Consider the following 17,792-nt stretch of genomic DNA (forward strand, 5'->3'; position numbering starts at 1 on the left):
ACACCCTCAAGATTGAAGGCTTAGATTCTATAGTAAAACCACTTAAGTATGATAAGAAGCCCTAAGATCCATAACTACGTTTGTGTTAGCCCCACCCAAATAACTGAAAGGTGAGGGTTTGAAACCCATTACCAGAGAAGCGATCTGGAAGAAGTGCCTCATAAGTATGGACTTCTCATTCATGACAAAACTTTATGGATTAAGGGTTAAGCGCTTATCACGGCAGGCATAATGGTGGGCATTTAGGGCGTTTGTTCTCACTTGTAGATTCAGGGGGAAATACCCTCGGCCTCAATTCTTGTCTTTTTTCTCTCGACCGATTGAGCCGATAAACCTTTAATATCCAAATGGAACAGCTCCTAAGCAGCGGTTTGAAAAATTTAGTTAAGTGAATACAATCGCTAATGAGGTGAACTATGACGAGTTAGGAGAAACGTATTATCCTGCTCTCTTCTAAAATACGCTCTCATCTTAAAGGTATAAATATCAGACCTGATGATAGGCTTTTATGTCAATGATGCTTTTTAATAGTATTTAGAAAAAATGCCCTGTGCTTGAAAAATCAAGAAACAGAGCATTGATATTGAATTGAGTATGGTTAGTTGCTAATGAGTTGTCGTGTTGTTACTAAGCAAAAATTTGATAACTGCTCTGTAAGAAACGCTTGTTTCCCAGTAATCTTTTTGCTTTTAAGCACGTAGGTATGCTCGTTTAATTTCCCTTCGAAGTCCCATTTGCTAAAGGCTTCATGTCGAGCGTCAGCACATGAGGTTTGCAAAATGTAGCTTTCAGTGACGGAGGTATCACATCCACCTTCGATATTTTTGACACCATGAAAGGTCACATGACTTTGACGGTCTCGATAAGTGGTGACAGCCAGCGCATTGAAAAGATGAATATCATCAGACTTACTAGCGTAGGGTAGCATTCTATGAGGATTTTCTTTCAAGGCGTTTGTTGCTAACTCCTGAAGCTCAGAAGAGCATGGGATAGCCTGGCTCTCAAAAAAACTGTCCATTGATGTTTTTGCTTGAGCGATATTAAACAAGCATGATAAAGGGAGCAGCAAACCTACCACACCGGCAAATAACTTCATATCTATCCTCCGAATCAATACTCAGTCATAGGCATAACCGTAACTTGCACGTCAAAACTTCTACCAGTGTCGTCAACTAAAGTCGTTTGGATTTCTTGGCCAGGCTTTAAAGTCTCTGTTACACCCATAAACATTAGGTGGTAATCGTTTGGTTTTAGCTCAATAGAACCTTTTGCAGGTATTTCTAGTGCATCAACTTTACGCATTGCCATCTTACTATCACGCATAAACATACGATGGATCTCAGTGTGTTTTGCTATAGATGATTTAGCCTCTACAAGACGAATAGGTTTATCGGCATCGTTGGTTATCTTCATATAACCTGTGCTGACCTTTACCCCTGGTATTGTTGCTTTAGCACGGGCATTTTCAATCGTAAGTACGTCATTAATAGTTTGTACTTCATGATAAGTTTGAGAATCAGCCATTGCAGTATCATGAGCATTATGGTCGTGTGTACTATGGTCATGAGCAGAAGCTTGGAATGTAGCCAGTGCCAATGCAGCTGATAATATGGTCTTTTTCATAATTGTCCCTATAGTTTTAGTTATTAGCAAGGGCTCTGCTTCGAGCTCGATCAATACCTGCAGCTAGCTCCACAGGTGTTGTTGTGTGGCTCATTGCATCAACCAACTTCCCTTCTGGGTTAATAATATAGAAAAGAGATGCGTGGTCTACGGTGTAGCTAAGTTCAGAAGACTCCATATCAACTAGATCAAAGTAAACACCATACTGTTGTGTCAAGGCATCTATTTCCTTTTTAGTTCCTGTTAGTCCTTCAATGCGTTTATCAAAGTACTTTGCAAATTTATCAAGAGAATCAAGGTCATCACGACCAGGATCGACGCTGATAAAGATACCTTGTACGTTTGCATATTCTTCAGGTGGCAACATAGAAAAAGCAGCCGACATCACGCCCATTGAAGAGGGACAGACTTCAGCACAGTTTAGGAATCCAAAATAGAGAACGACAGTTTGCCCTTTAAATTGGTTAAGACTGACGGTGCCATCAAGGCTATTCAATTGAAACTCCCCGCCAAGATCTTTGAGCGCTTTTTGTTTTTCTCCGATCGGGACTGTGCTGTTGTTTATGTAAAGTGCGAATATACCAGCGATGGCAAGTGCTCCAAGAAGGAGCACAATTTTTACAGGGTTTTTCGTCATTAAATTTGCCCCAGAAGATTAAAAACTATGGTGTTATGAGCTTGAATATTTTCTGTTAGTTCTCCCTCTGAAAAGTCGAGAGAAATAAGCAAACAAAACACCATGATGTTAGCGATTGAACACAGCAACATCTGCTTGCCCCATTGCGCATCTGGCACTTTTTGGTAGCCTACTTTGGCAATATATAGCCAGTGAAGACTGACTAAACCAACACCCAACGCATACCAGCTTCCCGCATAACCGAGATAGTTAAGTGCTAGGGCTGCAACAGCAAACGCAATAATGTAAGCAATGATGTGTAAACGAGCACGTGCTATTCCTACCTCTACAGGTAGAACCGGAATGGATGCAGCTTTGTAATCATCAAATCGGTAAATGGCAATGGCATAGGAATGCGGAAGCTGCCAGATACAGAAAGTAATGAATAAGATTGCAGCGCCTACATCAAAGTGGCCTGTTACTGCGCAATAACCGATAACAGGAGGACAGGCCCCTGAAAGTCCACCTATCAATGTGCCGTAAACGGATTTACGCTTGTAATAAAGGCTATATAAACCGACATAGACAACGAATCCGAGCACACCAAATTGCAACGCAACCGTAGTTGTAAATTGGCTTAACATATAAAAGCCAGATAAACCTAATACCGTAGCCCAAATAAGTGCGTGAGACACAGGTATCACATTTTTAACGAGTTCCCTTTCACAAGTGCGTTTCATCAAGCGATCGATATCTTTATCGATCACATTGTTGAAAACACAGCCAGAGGCAACGATAAGGCTAGTACCCATACAAACAGCAAGCAGTAATAGCCAATCGATATTGCCTTGAGAAGCGAGAAGTACACCACCGATGGCGGCAACTAAGTTGCCGCCGATAATACCGGGTTTGGTAATTTTTAAATAAGGCCTATACATCCTGAAACCCTATTAATAACCCATCAGCATATTGTGATTTAAGTGTTCCATAATCCACAATGAACCGATGAGGATTATTGCAACAATCACCACAACAAAGACGGCAGAAGAGGTATTCCACATCTGCTTTGATGAAGTGTTCATATGTAAAAAGAACACAAGTTGAACAAAGATTTGTGCTACTGCGAAAACCATGATTACACCAATGATCAGCGGTTTAGAACCGATCCCGGCCATCACCATAGCAAAAGGCACGACAGTAAGAATTATGGATAGGATTAAACCATTCACATACTCTTTTACGCTACCGTGAGCCTGTCCGCCTTGACCGTGTTCAGATGAATTAGCCATTATAATACCCCCATCAAATAAACAACGCTGAATACACAGATCCAAATAACATCTAGGAAATGCCAAAATAAGCTCAGACAAGCTAGACGAGTTTTATTGTCTTCAGAAAAGCCATCGCGCTTAAAGTGCACGAATAGAACAATCATCCAAATTAGACCTGCAAATACATGAAGACCGTGCGTTGCAACAAGTGCATAGAAAGATGACCAGTATGCACTACTGTGGAAAGTGGCACCTTCATTACTGAAATGCCAGAACTCATAAAGCTCCATTACTAAGAAAGACAGGCCGAGCGCAAAGGTAATGCTTAGCCATTTAAGCATGCCTTTCATGTCTTCTTTATTTGCCTTTAGCATCGCCATGCCAAAAGTGAAACTACTAAGAAGAAGTAGTGCAGTTTCACCAGCAACAAAGGTTAAGTTGAACAGTTCCGTTGGCTCAATTTGCCCAGCAAAGCTGCTTGAGAAAACAGCAAACACCGCGAAAAGTGTGCCAAATAATAAACAGTCACTAAGGATATAAATCCAGAAACCAAAGATCGTATCGCCTGCGTAATCGTGATGGTCATGATCATCGTGATCATGACCTCCATGTGACTGAGCAGCGACGTTTGGTTCAAATGTATGTTTAACTTCTGTAGTCATAATTGCTTTCAGTCTCTATGCAGTAGCGGGTTTTAGGTCAGAAGAATCACTTTCGTCCTGATCTTCGTCTTTGTTCTCTTTGCTAGTCAATTTTTGTTTGTCATTAACATTTGCTAGATGTGCTCGCTCAATTGCTTCAACTTCTGCAACTTCAACGTAATAGTCTTTGTTGCGCTCAAAGCTGTATGCAATCCATGACGCCAAAATACCAACACCGCTAGCGATTACCATCCACCAGATGTGCCATACAAATGCAAAACCGAGTGTTAATGCAAATGCGCTGATTACGACTCCTGCCCAAGTATTCTTAGGCATATGAATGCGTTTGTAACGTTCAGGCGCTATGTACGCTAAACCGTTCTCTTTTGCATAGTGGTGCTCATCACGATCGTGAATCTTAGGAAGCGTCGCAAAATTGTAGAACGCTGGTGGGGAAGAAGTTGCCCACTCAAGCGTACGCCCATCCCAAGGGTCACCAGTAAGATCAAGGTTCTTCTTACGATCACGAATACTTACGTAAACTTGGTAGAACTGAGTCGCAATGCCAGATGCGATGATGAATACACCAACTGCTGAAATCCAAAGTAACGGTGCCCACTCAGGGTTATCAGCAACATTCAAGCGGCGTGTCATACCACTGAAACCTAAAACGTAAATTGGCATGAAGGTTACGAAGAAACCTACAGTCCAAAGAACACAAGAAAGTTTGCCTAGTTTCTCATCTAGCTTGAACCCCGTTGCTTTCGGGAACCAGTAAGTGAAGCCTGCAAAGTAACCAAATAGCGCACCACCGATAATCACGTTATGGAAGTGAGCGATAACGAATAAGCTGTTGTGAAGTACGAAGTTTGCTGCTGGAACGGCAAGCATAACACCCGTCATACCACCAATTGTGAAGGTAATTAGGAACGCAATTGTCCACCACATGCTTGCTGTAAACTCAACGCGACCCTTGTACATAGTAAATAGCCAGTTGAATATCTTAACCCCGGTCGGAATTGAAATAATCATCGTAGCAATACCGAAGAAAGCGTTAACACTTGCCCCAGCTCCCATGGTGAAGAAGTGGTGTAGCCATACCACGAATGAGAGAATCATGATAACAGCGGTTGCCCACACAAGTGAGGTATAGCCGAATAGACGTTTACGTGAGAATGTCGCTGTGATTTCTGAGAAGATACCGAAAGCAGGTAAAATCAGAATGTAAACTTCAGGGTGACCCCATGCCCAGATAAGGTTAACGTACATCATTACATTACCGCCCATATCTGTTGTAAAGAAATGGGTGTCAATGTAACGGTCAAGTGTTAGAAGCGTTAACGTTACTGTTAGGATTGGGAAAGCCAAAACAATCAGTGCGTTTGCACATAGTGATGTCCATGTAAACACAGGCATTTGCATCAGTTTCATACCTGGTGCACGCATACGAATAATGGTCACAACAAAGTTAACACCAGTCAGTAGGGTACCGATACCAGAGATCTGGAGCGCCCAAAGCCAGTAGTCGACACCTACCCAAGGGCTGTACTCCATACCAGATAACGGCGGGTATGCAAGCCAACCTGTTGCAGCAAATTCACCGATAAATAGTGACATGTTGATCAGAATTGCACCAACAACAAATAGCCAGAAGCTCAAAGAGTTCAAGAATGGGAAGGCTACGTCACGTGCACCAATTTGAAGTGGAACGATGATGTTCATGAGGCCAACCACGAATGGCATGGCAACGAAGAAAATCATGATTACACCATGAGCACTGAAGATTTGGTCGTAGTGCTCTGGAGGTAGATAACCGGTTCCATTGATGGTTGCTGCTGCTTGTTGAGTACGCATCATAAAGGCGTCAGCAAAACCACGGAAAAGCATCACTGCCGCGACAATGATGTACATGATACCGATTTTCTTGTGGTCGACGGAGGTAAACCATTGCTCCCACAAATACTTCCACTTACCGTAGTAAGTGATTGCAGCTACAAGTGCTAGTCCACCAAGAAGGGCGCCTAGCATAACGGGTAATATGACTGGGTCTGTAAATGGAATTACATCCCAATTTAGTTTGCCGAAGATAGGATCCGGATCGGCGTACACATCGCCTTTATAAGCCATTTTGGACTCCCGCGTGTTTTTCAATAATATCTTTGAATCGAAGAGGATCGACAGAAGCAAAATAAGTCACAGGATGAGCTGTTTTAATTTGCTCTTTAGCATTTGCTGTTAACACCTCGTAGCTGCTGTCGTTTAATACTTTGTCGGATGCTTTTACTTTTCGAACCCATTGGTCAAAGTCAGCATTGTCAACTGCGTGTGCTTTGAACTTCATGTTGGTAAAACCAAAGCCGCTATAGTTCGCAGAAATACCACGGTAAACGCCTTTTTCTTCTGCCATAAGGTGAAGTCTATTTTCCATACCAGCCATTGCATATACCTGACTACCAAGTTGTGGAATGAAGAATGAATTCATCGTAGTGTCAGATGTAACTAAGAATCTAACTGGGCGGTTAACAGGTAGTGCAATCTCATTAACTGTTGCGATTTGCTGTTCAGGGTAGATAAACAGCCACTTCCAATTCATTGCAACAACCTGGATGGTTAACGGTTTTTCTTCTGATGCAATCTCTTTACGCGGGTCGAGAGAGTATGAGGTTTGATAAGTGATCCAACCAAGCGCAAGAATGATTAAGCAAGGCACAGCCCACACAACCACTTCGATTTTTGTGGAGTGCTCCCAGTTTGGTTTGTATTCAGCATCTTTATTGCTGTGGCGGTATTTGTAAGGGAAATACACGGACATCAGCAAAACAGGAACTATAATTATTGCCATCAAAAGTACTGATGTAATGATCAGCGAAGACTGGGCTTGACCAATCGAACCTTTTGAATCGAATAGAACCATGTTACTGCTAGTAAACAGAAACGTTAAGAGTGCTATTGATAGTATTGCAAGGATCGTTATCTCAACTTTCCTGCTACGTGTTGTCTTCATTTTTCCTCCCTAATTTTGTACTGCTACTAATTAATCCAGTAACAAAATCAGAAGACTGCTTTAAAAAAGTGTCAAATATTTATAGTTTGTAACTATTTAACGTTATAGAAATTTATTAGATTCCCAAGTGCATTTACGTGATGTGTAGAGTTGCAACCCCTCGCGGAGTAGACCAGAGTCATTTTCACCCTGATGTCTAACGTGATGCGCTGTAACTTGTAAATTCACGCCTGCGCTACTAACGTCGACTAAATAGTGCTCTCTTCCCTGTCAACCTTATTGAGCCAGCGAAACGCTTAGGACGTGGTGCGGTGATTGGAGTGAGTGAACATCATTGTGTTAAGGTGGTTTTGAGCAATGCCTCCTGTCTTAGTCTTAATCCAACTGAATTTAGTCGTCTATCAGACACAACCTTATTTATTCAATTACACATGACAAGATTAGGAGTTTTCGATGTTATTTCGTCACCAGCACTTACTCTCGGGGATTCTATTTGTTTCAATATCCACGACTAGGATTGTGATTTTATCTTGATGTAAAACGCGCCCGACTTCCTACCCCTTCATTCTGTGAGTTTATGGTCGTAATTTGCAGGTAAAGTAAAGCCGTGTAAAGCGCCAGTTGTATTTCGTTACAAAATAACGATACTCGTTACAAATACTAATGCTTTTAACGTCACATTGATTAATTTTGCTCGTTATTACGTGTTCTTACTGGCTTTAATCTTATTGGTCGCTAAGTGGTCAACTAAAATTGATCATGGCTTTAAGATCTTTCCAATTCCGCCTTTCAGACTCATTGAGTGTGATACCACTATTATATTGACGCGGCCTGAATTGGCTTTAGTAGCCTGTGATATCTCGTGTTATGTGATCTCTTGCTTAGTCAAAACTCCGATATCACGAAATTGCTATCCACTCTGTCTTGTAGCTTCCGAAGAATCGCTCCATTGGACTACTCTTCCAAGCGATTATCTCGCTGGCATAAGCTATGTTTGATTTGACCAGAAAGGGTTCCCAAACGGTGAGCCAGGTGACTTGCTTTAACTGTGTCTAACGCCAAAACTAGAAGGGTTCAATAGTGTAATTAAATCATTGAAAATAAAGTAATTAATTTAAAATATTACGTTAACAGTGTGGGCTTTTTGTTTCTGTTGATAAAAGAGTTTTGTTGACAAGTGATGGGTGAAAAACATTCAACTTTTTCCGATTGAAATTGCGCAATCGATAGCGCGTAAACAAATTTATACAGGGTGTTTTAAATATAAAACACAAAATAAATTGCGTTCTTTTTAAATTAGTGATTGAAACTGGCGTTTTTACTAGTTAAGTTACAGGGAACAAGAAGATATGTGCTGATGGAAAGTTACGTGAGATAACGTAAATTCAGCTCAAGGACAGATATAGGAAGAAGTAAGCAATGTTCCAGACTGATGATGTAAGAATTAACAAAGTAAAAGAGTTATTACCCCCTGTTGCTGTTTTAGAAAAGTTTCCAGCGACAGAAGTTGCTTCTTCTACAACCTTTGAGAGCCGTAAAGCAATTCACAATATTCTAGAAGACAACGATGACCGCCTGCTGGTTATTGTTGGTCCATGTTCTATTCATGATCCAGAAGCGGCTCTTGAATACGGTAAGCGTTTGAAAGTAATACGTGACGAACTAGGCGATAAGCTTGAAATCGTAATGCGTGTTTACTTTGAAAAGCCACGTACTACCGTTGGCTGGAAAGGCCTGATCAATGACCCGTACATGGATGATACATTCAAGCTAAACGACGGTCTGCGTCTTGGACGTAAGCTATTACTTGATTTAACAGACATGGGTATGCCGACAGCAAGTGAATTCCTAGACATGATCACGCCTCAATACGTAGCAGACTTAATTAGCTGGGGGGCAATTGGCGCACGTACTACGGAATCTCAAGTCCACCGTGAGCTAGCATCTGGTCTTTCATGCCCTGTTGGTTTCAAGAATGGTACTGATGGAAACATCAAGATCGCAACAGACGCAATCCGTTCTGCAAGTGCTTCTCACCACTTCTTGTCTGTAACTAAATACGGCCATTCCGCTATCGTTGAAACGGCTGGTAACCCTGATTGTCATATCATCCTACGTGGTGGTAAAGAGCCAAACTACAGTGCAGAGCACGTTAGTAAGATCAAGCAAGAGCTTGAGGCTTCAGGCCTACCACAGAAAGTAATGATCGACTTCAGCCACGCAAACAGCTCTAAGCAATTCAAACGCCAACTGAACGTAGCGGATGACGTGAGCGCACAGATCTCTGGCGGTGACAAAGCTATCTTTGGTGTGATGATCGAATCTCATCTAGTTGAAGGTCGCCAGGATTTGGTTGACGGCAAAGCTCCAACATACGGCCAGTCAATTACTGATGCTTGTATTGGTTGGGAAGATACTGAAACAGTACTTCGTCAACTGGCAGATGCAGTTGAAGCTCGTCGTAACAAGTAAGTTAGTGACTTTAACTTGTCTCTAGAACGACTTAGACAATTAAAGCCCTTATTCGCTTTCGTGAGTAAGGGTTTTTTTGATGTTAATAGGAAGCTGTCAGTATCTCTAAACAAGCAAAGATAATAGTTCGTCGACTTTACGTGACAATAGAGCTTTATCTCGCTTGGTTTCTACGTTAAGCCGGATTAGTGGCTCAGTATTTGACTTCCTTAAGTTAAAGCGCCAATTACCCATATCCATGCTAATACCGTCGGTATGATCTATGTTTACAGCACGCTGTTGATAGCATGAAAGTACACGAACGATAGCTTGTTCTGGCTCTGCCACCTTGCGATTGATCTCTCCAGAAGAGGGGAATCTTTCTATGCTAGATCCGATAAGTTGATGAAGAGATTGTTGAGTTTTACTAATCAATTCAACGACGAGTAGCCAAGGGATCATCCCTGAGTCGCAATATCCAAAATCACGGAAGTAGTGATGTGCGCTCATTTCTCCACCGTAGACAGCGTTGAGCTTTCGCATTTTCTCTTTGATCAAAGCATGTCCAGCTTTTACGCCCACTGCATTGCCACCTAGTCTCTCGGCAACCTCTATTGTATTCCATGTCATGCGCATGTCGTGTAGTACAGTTGCATTGGATTCCTTTAGCAAGAAGGCTTCGGTTAGCAGACCGACGATGTAGTAACCCTCAATGTAATTACCTTTCTCATCAAAGAAGAAACAACGATCAAAATCACCATCCCAAGCAATACCAAGGTCTGCGGAGTGCTCTAAAACGGCATCGCGGGTAGCAGTTTGGTTTTCTTTTAGTAAAGGGTTAGGGATGCCATTTGGGTACATCCCATCAGGAATGTGATGAACCTTGATTAAGGAGATTGGAGCATTCAGTTCATTGAATTTAGTCTCTAAGGCATCAATGACATGCCCAGCAACGCCGTTTCCCGCGTTAACCACAATCTTCATCGATGAAAGATTTGATGGCCTTATGTAAGAGAGTAGGTGATCCACATAAGGAGAGAGAATACTGGTCGTTCTAACGAAATTATCGGCTTGTTCATGGCTGATCGGTTGTTCGCTGATTCTCTCATGCTCAAGAGCTTCAATGCGCTGTTTAATTGCATCTAACCCATTGTTTTTACAAATTGGATTGGCGTCTAGACCGACTAACTTCATGCCATTGTAATTGATTGGATTGTGGCTTGCCGTAATCTGGACTCCGCCAATGGCTTGTAGGTGGCGAGTTGCAAAGTAGACTTCTTCTGTGCCTGTCATACCGAGTTCTACCACGGTGATCCCTGATTCGATCAAACCCTTGGTCATCGATTTCTGTAGTGCCAGTGAGGTTTGACGGTTATCACGGCCAATGACTACTTGAGCCAGCTCCCCCAATGATGTTTTAGATGCCTGTGCAAGGACATATTCGCCAAATGCACGACCAAGCAGGTAGGCAAGGCGCTCATCGATCTGCTCACCAATGATGCCGCGGATATCGTTATTTTTGAAGCAGCTGAGGTCTAAATTCGGTTTCATTCTATCGTCGCTGCTTTAGTTCGGTTTGTTGAATTGAGGAGAGCTAGATTGTTTGCTCCGCCCGTAACTATCTTGGTATCGAATAATGTCGTCTTCACTCAAATGGCTACCGGTTTGTACTTCGATCATTTCGAGTGGAGTGTCACCTGGATTTTCTAGGCTGTGTATGTGTCCTAGCGGGATATAAGTGGATTGGTCTTCTTCTACGAGATAGGTTTTCTCATCATTGGTCACCTTCGCAACACCTGCTACAACAACCCAGTGCTCTGCTCTGTGGTGATGCATCTGCAGCGATAACTTGTGATCGGGTTTTACAGTGATACGTTTAACCTTGTCGCGTTTGCCTAGGTCAATTACATCGTATTTACCCCAAGGTCTAAACACTTCGCGGTGATGAACATGTTCTGTGCGCTCGGCTTGATTCAGTTGGCTGACAATCGATTTCACGCCTTGCACTTTGTCTTTGTTCGCGACGAGTATGGCGTCTTTTGTTTCGACAATAATAAGGTTCTCAACACCTACAGTCGCAACCAGCTTGTTTTCAGCGTGGATATAGTTGTATTGAGAATCGACAGTTAACACATCGCCTTCAATCACATTGTTGTGTTCATCTTTATCACTGACATCCCAGATTGCAGACCATGAACCAATATCATTCCAACCAACATCCATTGGAATCACCGCAGCATCCGACGTTTTTTCCATCACGGCATAGTCGATAGAGTCGCTTGGGCTGCTTTTGAATGCTTCTGCGTTAATACGGATAAAGTCGAGGTCGGTATTTTGTTTTTCGAGCGAGCGTCTACAGGCCTCAAGGATCTGTGGGTGATGTTTTGCCAGTTCTTCTAAGTAACGTGATGCTTTAAACATAAACATGCCGCTATTCCAGAGGTATTGCCCCGAATTAACGTATTGTTCTGCGATGGCTAGGTCGGGTTTTTCAACGAAACATTCAATGGCAAAAGCATGATGGGAGAGTGGTTCTCCTTGTTTTATATAACCATAACCAGTTTCTGGAGCGTTTGGAGTAATACCAAAAGTAACCAGTTTACCTTGTTTTGCGTATTCAACGCCTCTTGCCACCGTTTGCTGAAATTCAGCTGTTTTAGCGATGTGATGATCAGCGGGCAGTACCAATAATATTGGATCTGACTCATTTTTTTGGTTACAGCTTGTGTGATTTAAAGCCTGTAATGCAGCGAGTGCGATGGCGGGAGCTGTGTTTCTTCCGACAGGTTCTAGCAAAATACCACTGTGTGCTATGTTAGCCGATCGAGCTTGTTCTGCAGCAATGAAGCGGTGCTCTTCATTACAGATAATGAACGGAGCAGCGCATTCTGCGTTACTTAAGTTCGCTTCAAGACCTTGAAGGCGTATAAGGGTTTGCTGAAGCATCGATTGTTCGCCAGCAATATTGAGGAACTGCTTAGGATAAAGCTCGCGAGACAAGGGCCACAGGCGGCTACCAGAGCCGCCTGCTAGAATGACAGGTAAAATCATAGCGTGGTACAGGGTGCATTAAAATTCTGGCGCCATGTTACCACGCTTCACACTTTTTAATTATCGTTAAGCGACTTACTTGCCGATAAACAGTAGAGCCGATGTGCTATCGAGGCCCTTCTGCGCTAGGAAGTGCCATATCCTGAACTTCACTCAAACCTTGTGGATCGATTTTTAGTGTTTGTGTTGGGAAAGCGATATCTGCATTGTGCTTGTGAATGATGGCTAGCACCTGCAGTAGCACATCTTGTTTTACTTCATGATATCTCACCCAGTTGACGGTCTTAGTAAAGGTGTAGATAAAAAAGTTCAGCGTTGATGGGCCAAACTTATCGAAGTTCACGATGAGCGTCTGCTTAGCATCGATGTCTGGGTGCGTTTCAAGCATGGCTTTTACGTCATTCACGATAACAGCTAACTTGCTCGCGTCTTCGTAACGAAGCCCAAAGGTTTCATTAATTCGGCGGTTTAGCATTCGTGATGGGTTTTCCACCACAATGTTACTGAATACCGAGTTTGGCACGTATAGTGGACGCTTATCGAATGTGCGAATAATGGTCATACGCCAACCGATACGCTCGACGGTGCCTTCGATTTGACGATCAGGAGAGCGAATCCAATTACCGACTTTAAAAGGTCGGTCGAAGTAGATCATCATGCCACCAAAGAAGTTTGAGAGTAGATCTTTTGCTGCCAAACCAACAATCAACCCCCCCACACCACCAAAGGTCAGTAAGCCTGAGAGGCTAAGCCCAAACGACTGCATGACCGTCATGCCGCCCATGGCCATAAAGAACAGACGAGCTACTTTTGCAACCGCCTGTACTGTAGTTTCATCCCTGTTTTTCTGCTCTAGAACGTACGTTTCAGTATTGGTGATCATTCGTAAGGTAAACCAAACGAAGGTACATATGATCAATATTTGCTTGAGTGTTTTTAACCAGTTGATTTCATTTCCGAATTGGTCTTGGAGAATCAATCCTATAGAGACCGTCGCCGGCCAACACCAAAGTAACGTACTGACCGGAGTTTTCAGTGCTTTTAGTAGCAGATCATCCCATTGAAAACGGGTTTTTAGTGCCAGAATTTCTAAGCGATTGTGGATAATTCGCCAAGCTACCCAAGCGAGAAAACTCGCAATAGTGATGAATAGGACACTGTTAGCCCAATCACTATGGCTCTGGTTAATGTAGGTTTGTACTTGGGTTAAGAATTCGTTCATTGTGTGTGCTGCCGCAGAAATTATGAATTGGAAATTAGCAGAAACTCGAGTTGTTATCTACCCTTATAAATCAATCGATTATGACAATAGTATAACCTTATTATTGCAAAATTGACTTTTTTGAGACAGAAACTAATTTAGGTTTGACTATCCCGTGTTACTAAAATATCTAAACAGGATTTCAAAAGAGCGACAAACAATATGCAGTGATCGGTTTAGGGCGTTTTGGTTTATTTGTGTGTAAAGAACTTCAAAGTTCTGTTGCGCAGGTATGAGCCGTCGATATTGATGAAGAGTCAGTGAAAAAAGCCGCGTCCATGTTTCACAAGCGATTGTTGCTAACTGTACGATTCTTGACATTCCTACGCTAGAAAAAGCATGTTGTGATGTTTAAATGTACTGTCACATCGCAGGCGGTAACCAATTCATTGACCATTATCGTGGTCAGTGGGGCGTTATTAACAACGGTAATGTTTTTGTTAATGCTTACCGAAAAAGCTGCATTTAACCGAGTCATGTTCGAGGTCATTTCTGCCTTTGCAACCGTAGGATTGAAGGCTGAGTTAACCGCAAATCGAACCGAACCTGACAAATACATTATGATTGTTGTGATGGTTATTGGCCGTATCGGACCTTTGACGTTGGCGTATATGTTAGCTCGCCCAGAGCCTTCACTGCTCAAGTATCCAGAAGACACGGTTCTAACAGGCTAGCCTGTTAATGAATTAGAAAAATTAAGCCAGCGTTATGCTGGCTTTGTTTTTATAGGTGTAGCGTTAACTGCTGAGCGTTTAGCCCTCAAACATCTCAACGTATTCTTCATATCCTTCTTCAACCAGTTTATCTGCTGGGATAAAGCGCATCGCCGCTGAGTTCATGCAGTAACGTAAGCCCGTTGGTTTAGGACCATCTTTGAAGACATGACCTAAGTGAGAATCACCAAATTGGCTACGAACTTCTGTGCGTGGGTACAGCAATTTGTAGTCTGTGGTTGTCACTACATAAGCTTCATTGATTGGCTGGGTAAAGCTCGGCCAGCCCGTACCAGATTTGTATTTGTCTTTTGACGAAAACAAAGGTTCACCGGTAACGATATCAACATAAATGCCTTCTTCTTTGTTATCCCAATATTTGTTGTCAAATGGGCGCTCAGTCGCGTCTTCTTGCGTTACATCGTATTGAAGTGCTGTAAGCTTCGCTTTGATCTCCGCATCAGACGGTTTTACGTATGTTTTAGCATTCGCTGTCGCATTTTTACTGTCGATGATATGACGTAGAGTTTTAGGGTTGTCCTTTCTATCGTCACCGAAGATGTCATCTAAATACTGATCACGACCTGAAGCGTAGCGGTAGTAGTTATAACGAACCTTACTCTTTTTGTAATAATCTTGATGGTAATCTTCTGCTGGCCAGAACTTCTCAAATTTGATCAGTTCTGTTTTTAGTGGTGCACCAAAGATTTGAGCCCTGTCGATCTCCATCATAAAGTTCTGAGCAACGTCCTTTTGCTCTTGGTTATGATAGAAAATGGCAGGTCTATATTGCGGACCACGGTCTACGAATGACCCTTTGTTATCGGTTGGATCGATATGTCGGAAGAATTGGTCAAGAACCTGTTCATAGCTAACAACATCAGGGTTATAGGTCACGTTGATCACTTCGATGTGACCAGACTTACCTGAAGAAACTTGTTTGTAGGTTGGGTTTGCTAGCTCGCCACCAGAATAGCCAGAGACAACGTCTGTTACGCCTTTTAGTTTCTCTAGATCAGACTCTGTACACCAAAAACACCCCCCCGCGAGTGTCGCGATTTCACTTTTCCCTGAACTAGCCGTTTTATCCATTGTATTGGCAGTGCCAGTTTGGCTGACAAACAACGAAATCAGTGGTAGTGCAACCACGAGTGATACCAATATTTTAGATAATTTATTCATAGATACCTCATCTTGACGTTCTTTTTCATTCGATTTTGAATGTACGAATAGAGACAGGTTTTAGATGGAAAAAATTGCACCATCCATAAAAAAATATGTGTTAGAGAAAATCTTGCTCATGAATGCCGCCAGTAGTAGGGTGTTGGTACTAACAATAAATAACAGACAAGTGATGACGGTTATCGGTCATCTAAGGATCAGCATGCAAGCAGAAGTTAAATGGGTCGAAGGTTTTAGTTTCTTGGGTCAATCTCAATCAGGCCACTCTATTGTTATGGATGGCAGCGGTGGTGCAACGGCACCAAGCCCGATGGAAATGGTTCTCATGGCCGCTGGTGGTTGTAGCTCTGTTGATGTGGTAGATGGATTGAAATCTGCTGGTCAAAACATTACTGGTTGTAAAGCAAAGCTTGAAACTACACGTCGTGAAACCGCGCCAAAAATCTTTACTGCGATTAACATTCACTTTGAAGTTTCAGGTGACAACCTTGCTCCTGAGTTGATTGCAAAAGTATGCGCTGATTCATTGGAGAAGTACTGTTCAGTGTGCCTAATGCTAGGAACTGGTGTCGAAATGACGCACAGCTGGGAAATTATCTAGTCTTCTGATTGTAGAGCTTGAGGTTGGTTGTAGGGCGTTATTTTCGACTTACGGCTCAGAGCAAGCGACAGTTAAAGAAAAGGGCGGAGCACTGCGAGTACTTCGCCCTTGTTTATTTCGGATAATGTTGAGGGCTATTATTCAGCCGTCTCTACGACAGTTTCTTCAACTTGGATTTTTTCCTGGTACTCAAAGCTTGGAATTGTCGCTTCAACACGACGGTTTTGCGCACGACCTTCAACCGTATCGTTTGATGCTATTGGGTTCTCTTCCCCTTCACCAGAAGCGGTAATACGGCTTGAATCAATGCCTTGCTCTTCGATGTATGCTGCTACTGCTGCCGCACGTTTCTTAGAGATCATCATATTGTACTCAGCAGCACCTGTTGAATCGGTGTGACCAACAATGTTAACGGTAGACTGAGGATATGTTTGTAAGACCTCCACAATTGGTAGTATTGCTGCTTTACCTTCTTCAGAAAGCCCTGTGCTGTTAGTCGCAAATGTACCTTGAGAGAAGCTCTCAGTTTGTACTTTGGTAACTACAACCTCAGCTTCCTCTTCAATAACCACCGTTTCTGGCTCTGTGATTGGTTCAGATGGGGGTTGAGTTGCTGCTGCCGCTGTAGCAGTACCAGTGCCAAAACTGTAACTTATGCCTATAGATAGGAGATTTGAGTTTAGATTTTGTACAAATTTGTCGTCGAAATCATCAAAATATTGGTATTCAAGACGAAGCGCCCAATCAGGAGATAATTGCTTTTCTAGACCAATACCAGCCGATAAAACAACATCATCTTCACCACCGTGTGAAATATAAGCAGGGCCTGCTTTGAAAAACACGTCAAATTCTTGTTGTACTGGTAGGCGGTACATCGGTGTAAGTGATATTGCGATTACAGGGTCACTGAATGTGGCTGTTATTCCATTTTTTGAAAAGCTCGTCTTGTAGTTACCTAAGAAGTCGGTACTAAGTTCGATGCCAAGTCTCTCATTAAGTCTGTATCCAGAATAGATGCCTGCACCGATAGCATCATCATTACACTTTTCACCGCTAACGCACGCGCTGTCTAGCCACCCCATCCCGACTTTCGCACCAACATAAGTGGTTGCAGAGATTGACGGGGCAGCAGCAAAGCCTGAAGCTGCAATGACGGCGCACATAATCTTTGAGAGTTTTTTCATAATCTTATCCTTGGATTAACTCTTATTGTTATCTGAATCAGCCCTTTAAAACAATTTCTTACTGATAGGCACACTGCAAATTTAAATAAATCAAGGCATTGATTCAGTTCGAATATATATTGGAACTGTTAATATATTGTTAGTATGATTGCTTATGGGAGTCAATAAAGTTGTTAAGATTTATATATTCAAAG

At 42.5% G+C, this 17,792-nt stretch carries 16 protein-coding genes; 3 read left to right on the forward strand and 13 right to left on the reverse strand.

Translation table 11 applies throughout. The features are described from left to right. Nucleotides 1–598: 598 nt before the first annotated feature. The 8 genes from ACTRWI_RS19665 to cyoA are packed head-to-tail and all read right to left on the reverse strand — an operon-like array spanning nt 599 to nt 7,155. Nucleotides 599–1,096, reverse strand: coding sequence for a hypothetical protein (locus tag ACTRWI_RS19665; RefSeq protein ID WP_499133459.1), 498 nt, complete (start codon nt 1,094–1,096; stop codon nt 599–601). A gap of 14 nt (nt 1,097–1,110) precedes the next feature. Further along, a complete protein-coding gene (locus ACTRWI_RS19670; RefSeq protein ID WP_499133460.1) occupies nt 1,111–1,623 on the reverse strand; it encodes a copper chaperone PCu(A)C in 513 nt (170 codons plus the stop codon). Between the two features lie 16 nt (nt 1,624–1,639). After that, complete coding sequence (locus ACTRWI_RS19675; protein WP_499133461.1) at nt 1,640–2,260, reverse strand: SCO family protein; 621 nt, start codon at nt 2,258–2,260, stop codon at nt 1,640–1,642. Further along, nucleotides 2,260–3,177, reverse strand: coding sequence for a heme o synthase (gene cyoE / locus ACTRWI_RS19680; protein ID WP_499133462.1), 918 nt, complete (start codon nt 3,175–3,177; stop codon nt 2,260–2,262). Before cyoE ends, ACTRWI_RS19675 begins: the two co-directional genes overlap by 1 nt. Nucleotides 3,178–3,189: 12 nt before the next feature. After that, a complete protein-coding gene (cyoD, locus tag ACTRWI_RS19685; RefSeq protein ID WP_005532427.1) occupies nt 3,190–3,528 on the reverse strand; it encodes a cytochrome o ubiquinol oxidase subunit IV in 339 nt (112 codons plus the stop codon). Beyond that, nucleotides 3,528–4,172 (reverse strand): cytochrome o ubiquinol oxidase subunit III, encoded by a 645-nt coding sequence (gene cyoC / locus ACTRWI_RS19690; RefSeq protein WP_063523803.1) that lies wholly within the window; start codon nt 4,170–4,172, stop codon nt 3,528–3,530. Before cyoC ends, cyoD begins: the two co-directional genes overlap by 1 nt. A gap of 15 nt (nt 4,173–4,187) precedes the next feature. Further along, entirely contained in the window at nt 4,188–6,278 is a 2,091-nt protein-coding gene (gene cyoB, locus ACTRWI_RS19695) for a cytochrome o ubiquinol oxidase subunit I (protein ID WP_499133463.1), read from the reverse strand. After that, nucleotides 6,268–7,155 (reverse strand): ubiquinol oxidase subunit II, encoded by an 888-nt coding sequence (gene cyoA, locus ACTRWI_RS19700; protein WP_499133464.1) that lies wholly within the window; start codon nt 7,153–7,155, stop codon nt 6,268–6,270. The genes cyoB and cyoA overlap by 11 nt, the downstream gene beginning before the upstream one ends. A gap of 1,419 nt (nt 7,156–8,574) precedes the next feature. On the opposite strand from cyoA, the gene aroG reads away from it, so the two are divergent. Further along, entirely contained in the window at nt 8,575–9,627 is a 1,053-nt protein-coding gene (gene aroG, locus ACTRWI_RS19705) for a 3-deoxy-7-phosphoheptulonate synthase AroG (RefSeq protein WP_499133465.1), read from the forward strand. Nucleotides 9,628–9,732: 105 nt separating this feature from the next. On the opposite strand, the gene ACTRWI_RS19710 is transcribed toward aroG, so the two are convergent. The 3 genes from ACTRWI_RS19710 to ACTRWI_RS19720 form a co-directional block, all read right to left on the reverse strand. Then, nucleotides 9,733–11,157: a phosphohexomutase domain-containing protein gene (locus ACTRWI_RS19710; protein WP_499133466.1), complete on the reverse strand. Its 1,425-nt coding sequence runs from the start codon at nt 11,155–11,157 to the stop codon at nt 9,733–9,735. A 15-nt stretch (nt 11,158–11,172) separates the two neighbouring features. Further along, nucleotides 11,173–12,657: a mannose-1-phosphate guanylyltransferase/mannose-6-phosphate isomerase gene (locus ACTRWI_RS19715; RefSeq protein ID WP_499133467.1), complete on the reverse strand. Its 1,485-nt coding sequence runs from the start codon at nt 12,655–12,657 to the stop codon at nt 11,173–11,175. A 106-nt stretch (nt 12,658–12,763) separates the two neighbouring features. Beyond that, nucleotides 12,764–13,879: a mechanosensitive ion channel family protein gene (locus ACTRWI_RS19720; protein ID WP_499133468.1), complete on the reverse strand. Its 1,116-nt coding sequence runs from the start codon at nt 13,877–13,879 to the stop codon at nt 12,764–12,766. 386 nt (nt 13,880–14,265) lie between these two features. Here ACTRWI_RS19720 and ACTRWI_RS19725 point away from each other — a divergent pair, with 386 nt between their 5' ends. Next, nucleotides 14,266–14,592: a potassium transporter TrkG gene (locus ACTRWI_RS19725; protein WP_499133469.1), complete on the forward strand. Its 327-nt coding sequence runs from the start codon at nt 14,266–14,268 to the stop codon at nt 14,590–14,592. A gap of 78 nt (nt 14,593–14,670) precedes the next feature. On the opposite strand, the gene msrB is transcribed toward ACTRWI_RS19725, so the two are convergent. Continuing rightward, nucleotides 14,671–15,813: a peptide-methionine (R)-S-oxide reductase MsrB gene (gene msrB, locus ACTRWI_RS19730; RefSeq protein WP_499133470.1), complete on the reverse strand. Its 1,143-nt coding sequence runs from the start codon at nt 15,811–15,813 to the stop codon at nt 14,671–14,673. 202 nt (nt 15,814–16,015) lie between these two features. Here msrB and ACTRWI_RS19735 point away from each other — a divergent pair, with 202 nt between their 5' ends. Next, nucleotides 16,016–16,414 (forward strand): OsmC family protein, encoded by a 399-nt coding sequence (locus ACTRWI_RS19735; protein ID WP_499133472.1) that lies wholly within the window; start codon nt 16,016–16,018, stop codon nt 16,412–16,414. A 137-nt stretch (nt 16,415–16,551) separates the two neighbouring features. Here ACTRWI_RS19735 and ACTRWI_RS19740 read toward each other — a convergent pair whose 3' ends face one another. Further along, the gene (locus ACTRWI_RS19740; RefSeq protein ID WP_499133471.1) at nt 16,552–17,598 is read right to left on the reverse strand and encodes an OmpA family protein; all 1,047 of its coding nucleotides are present in this window, start codon (nt 17,596–17,598) and stop codon (nt 16,552–16,554) included. Nucleotides 17,599–17,792: the final 194 nt, after the last annotated feature.

This window comes from Pseudoalteromonas sp. G5_S1_14_S5 (assembly GCF_054968605.1).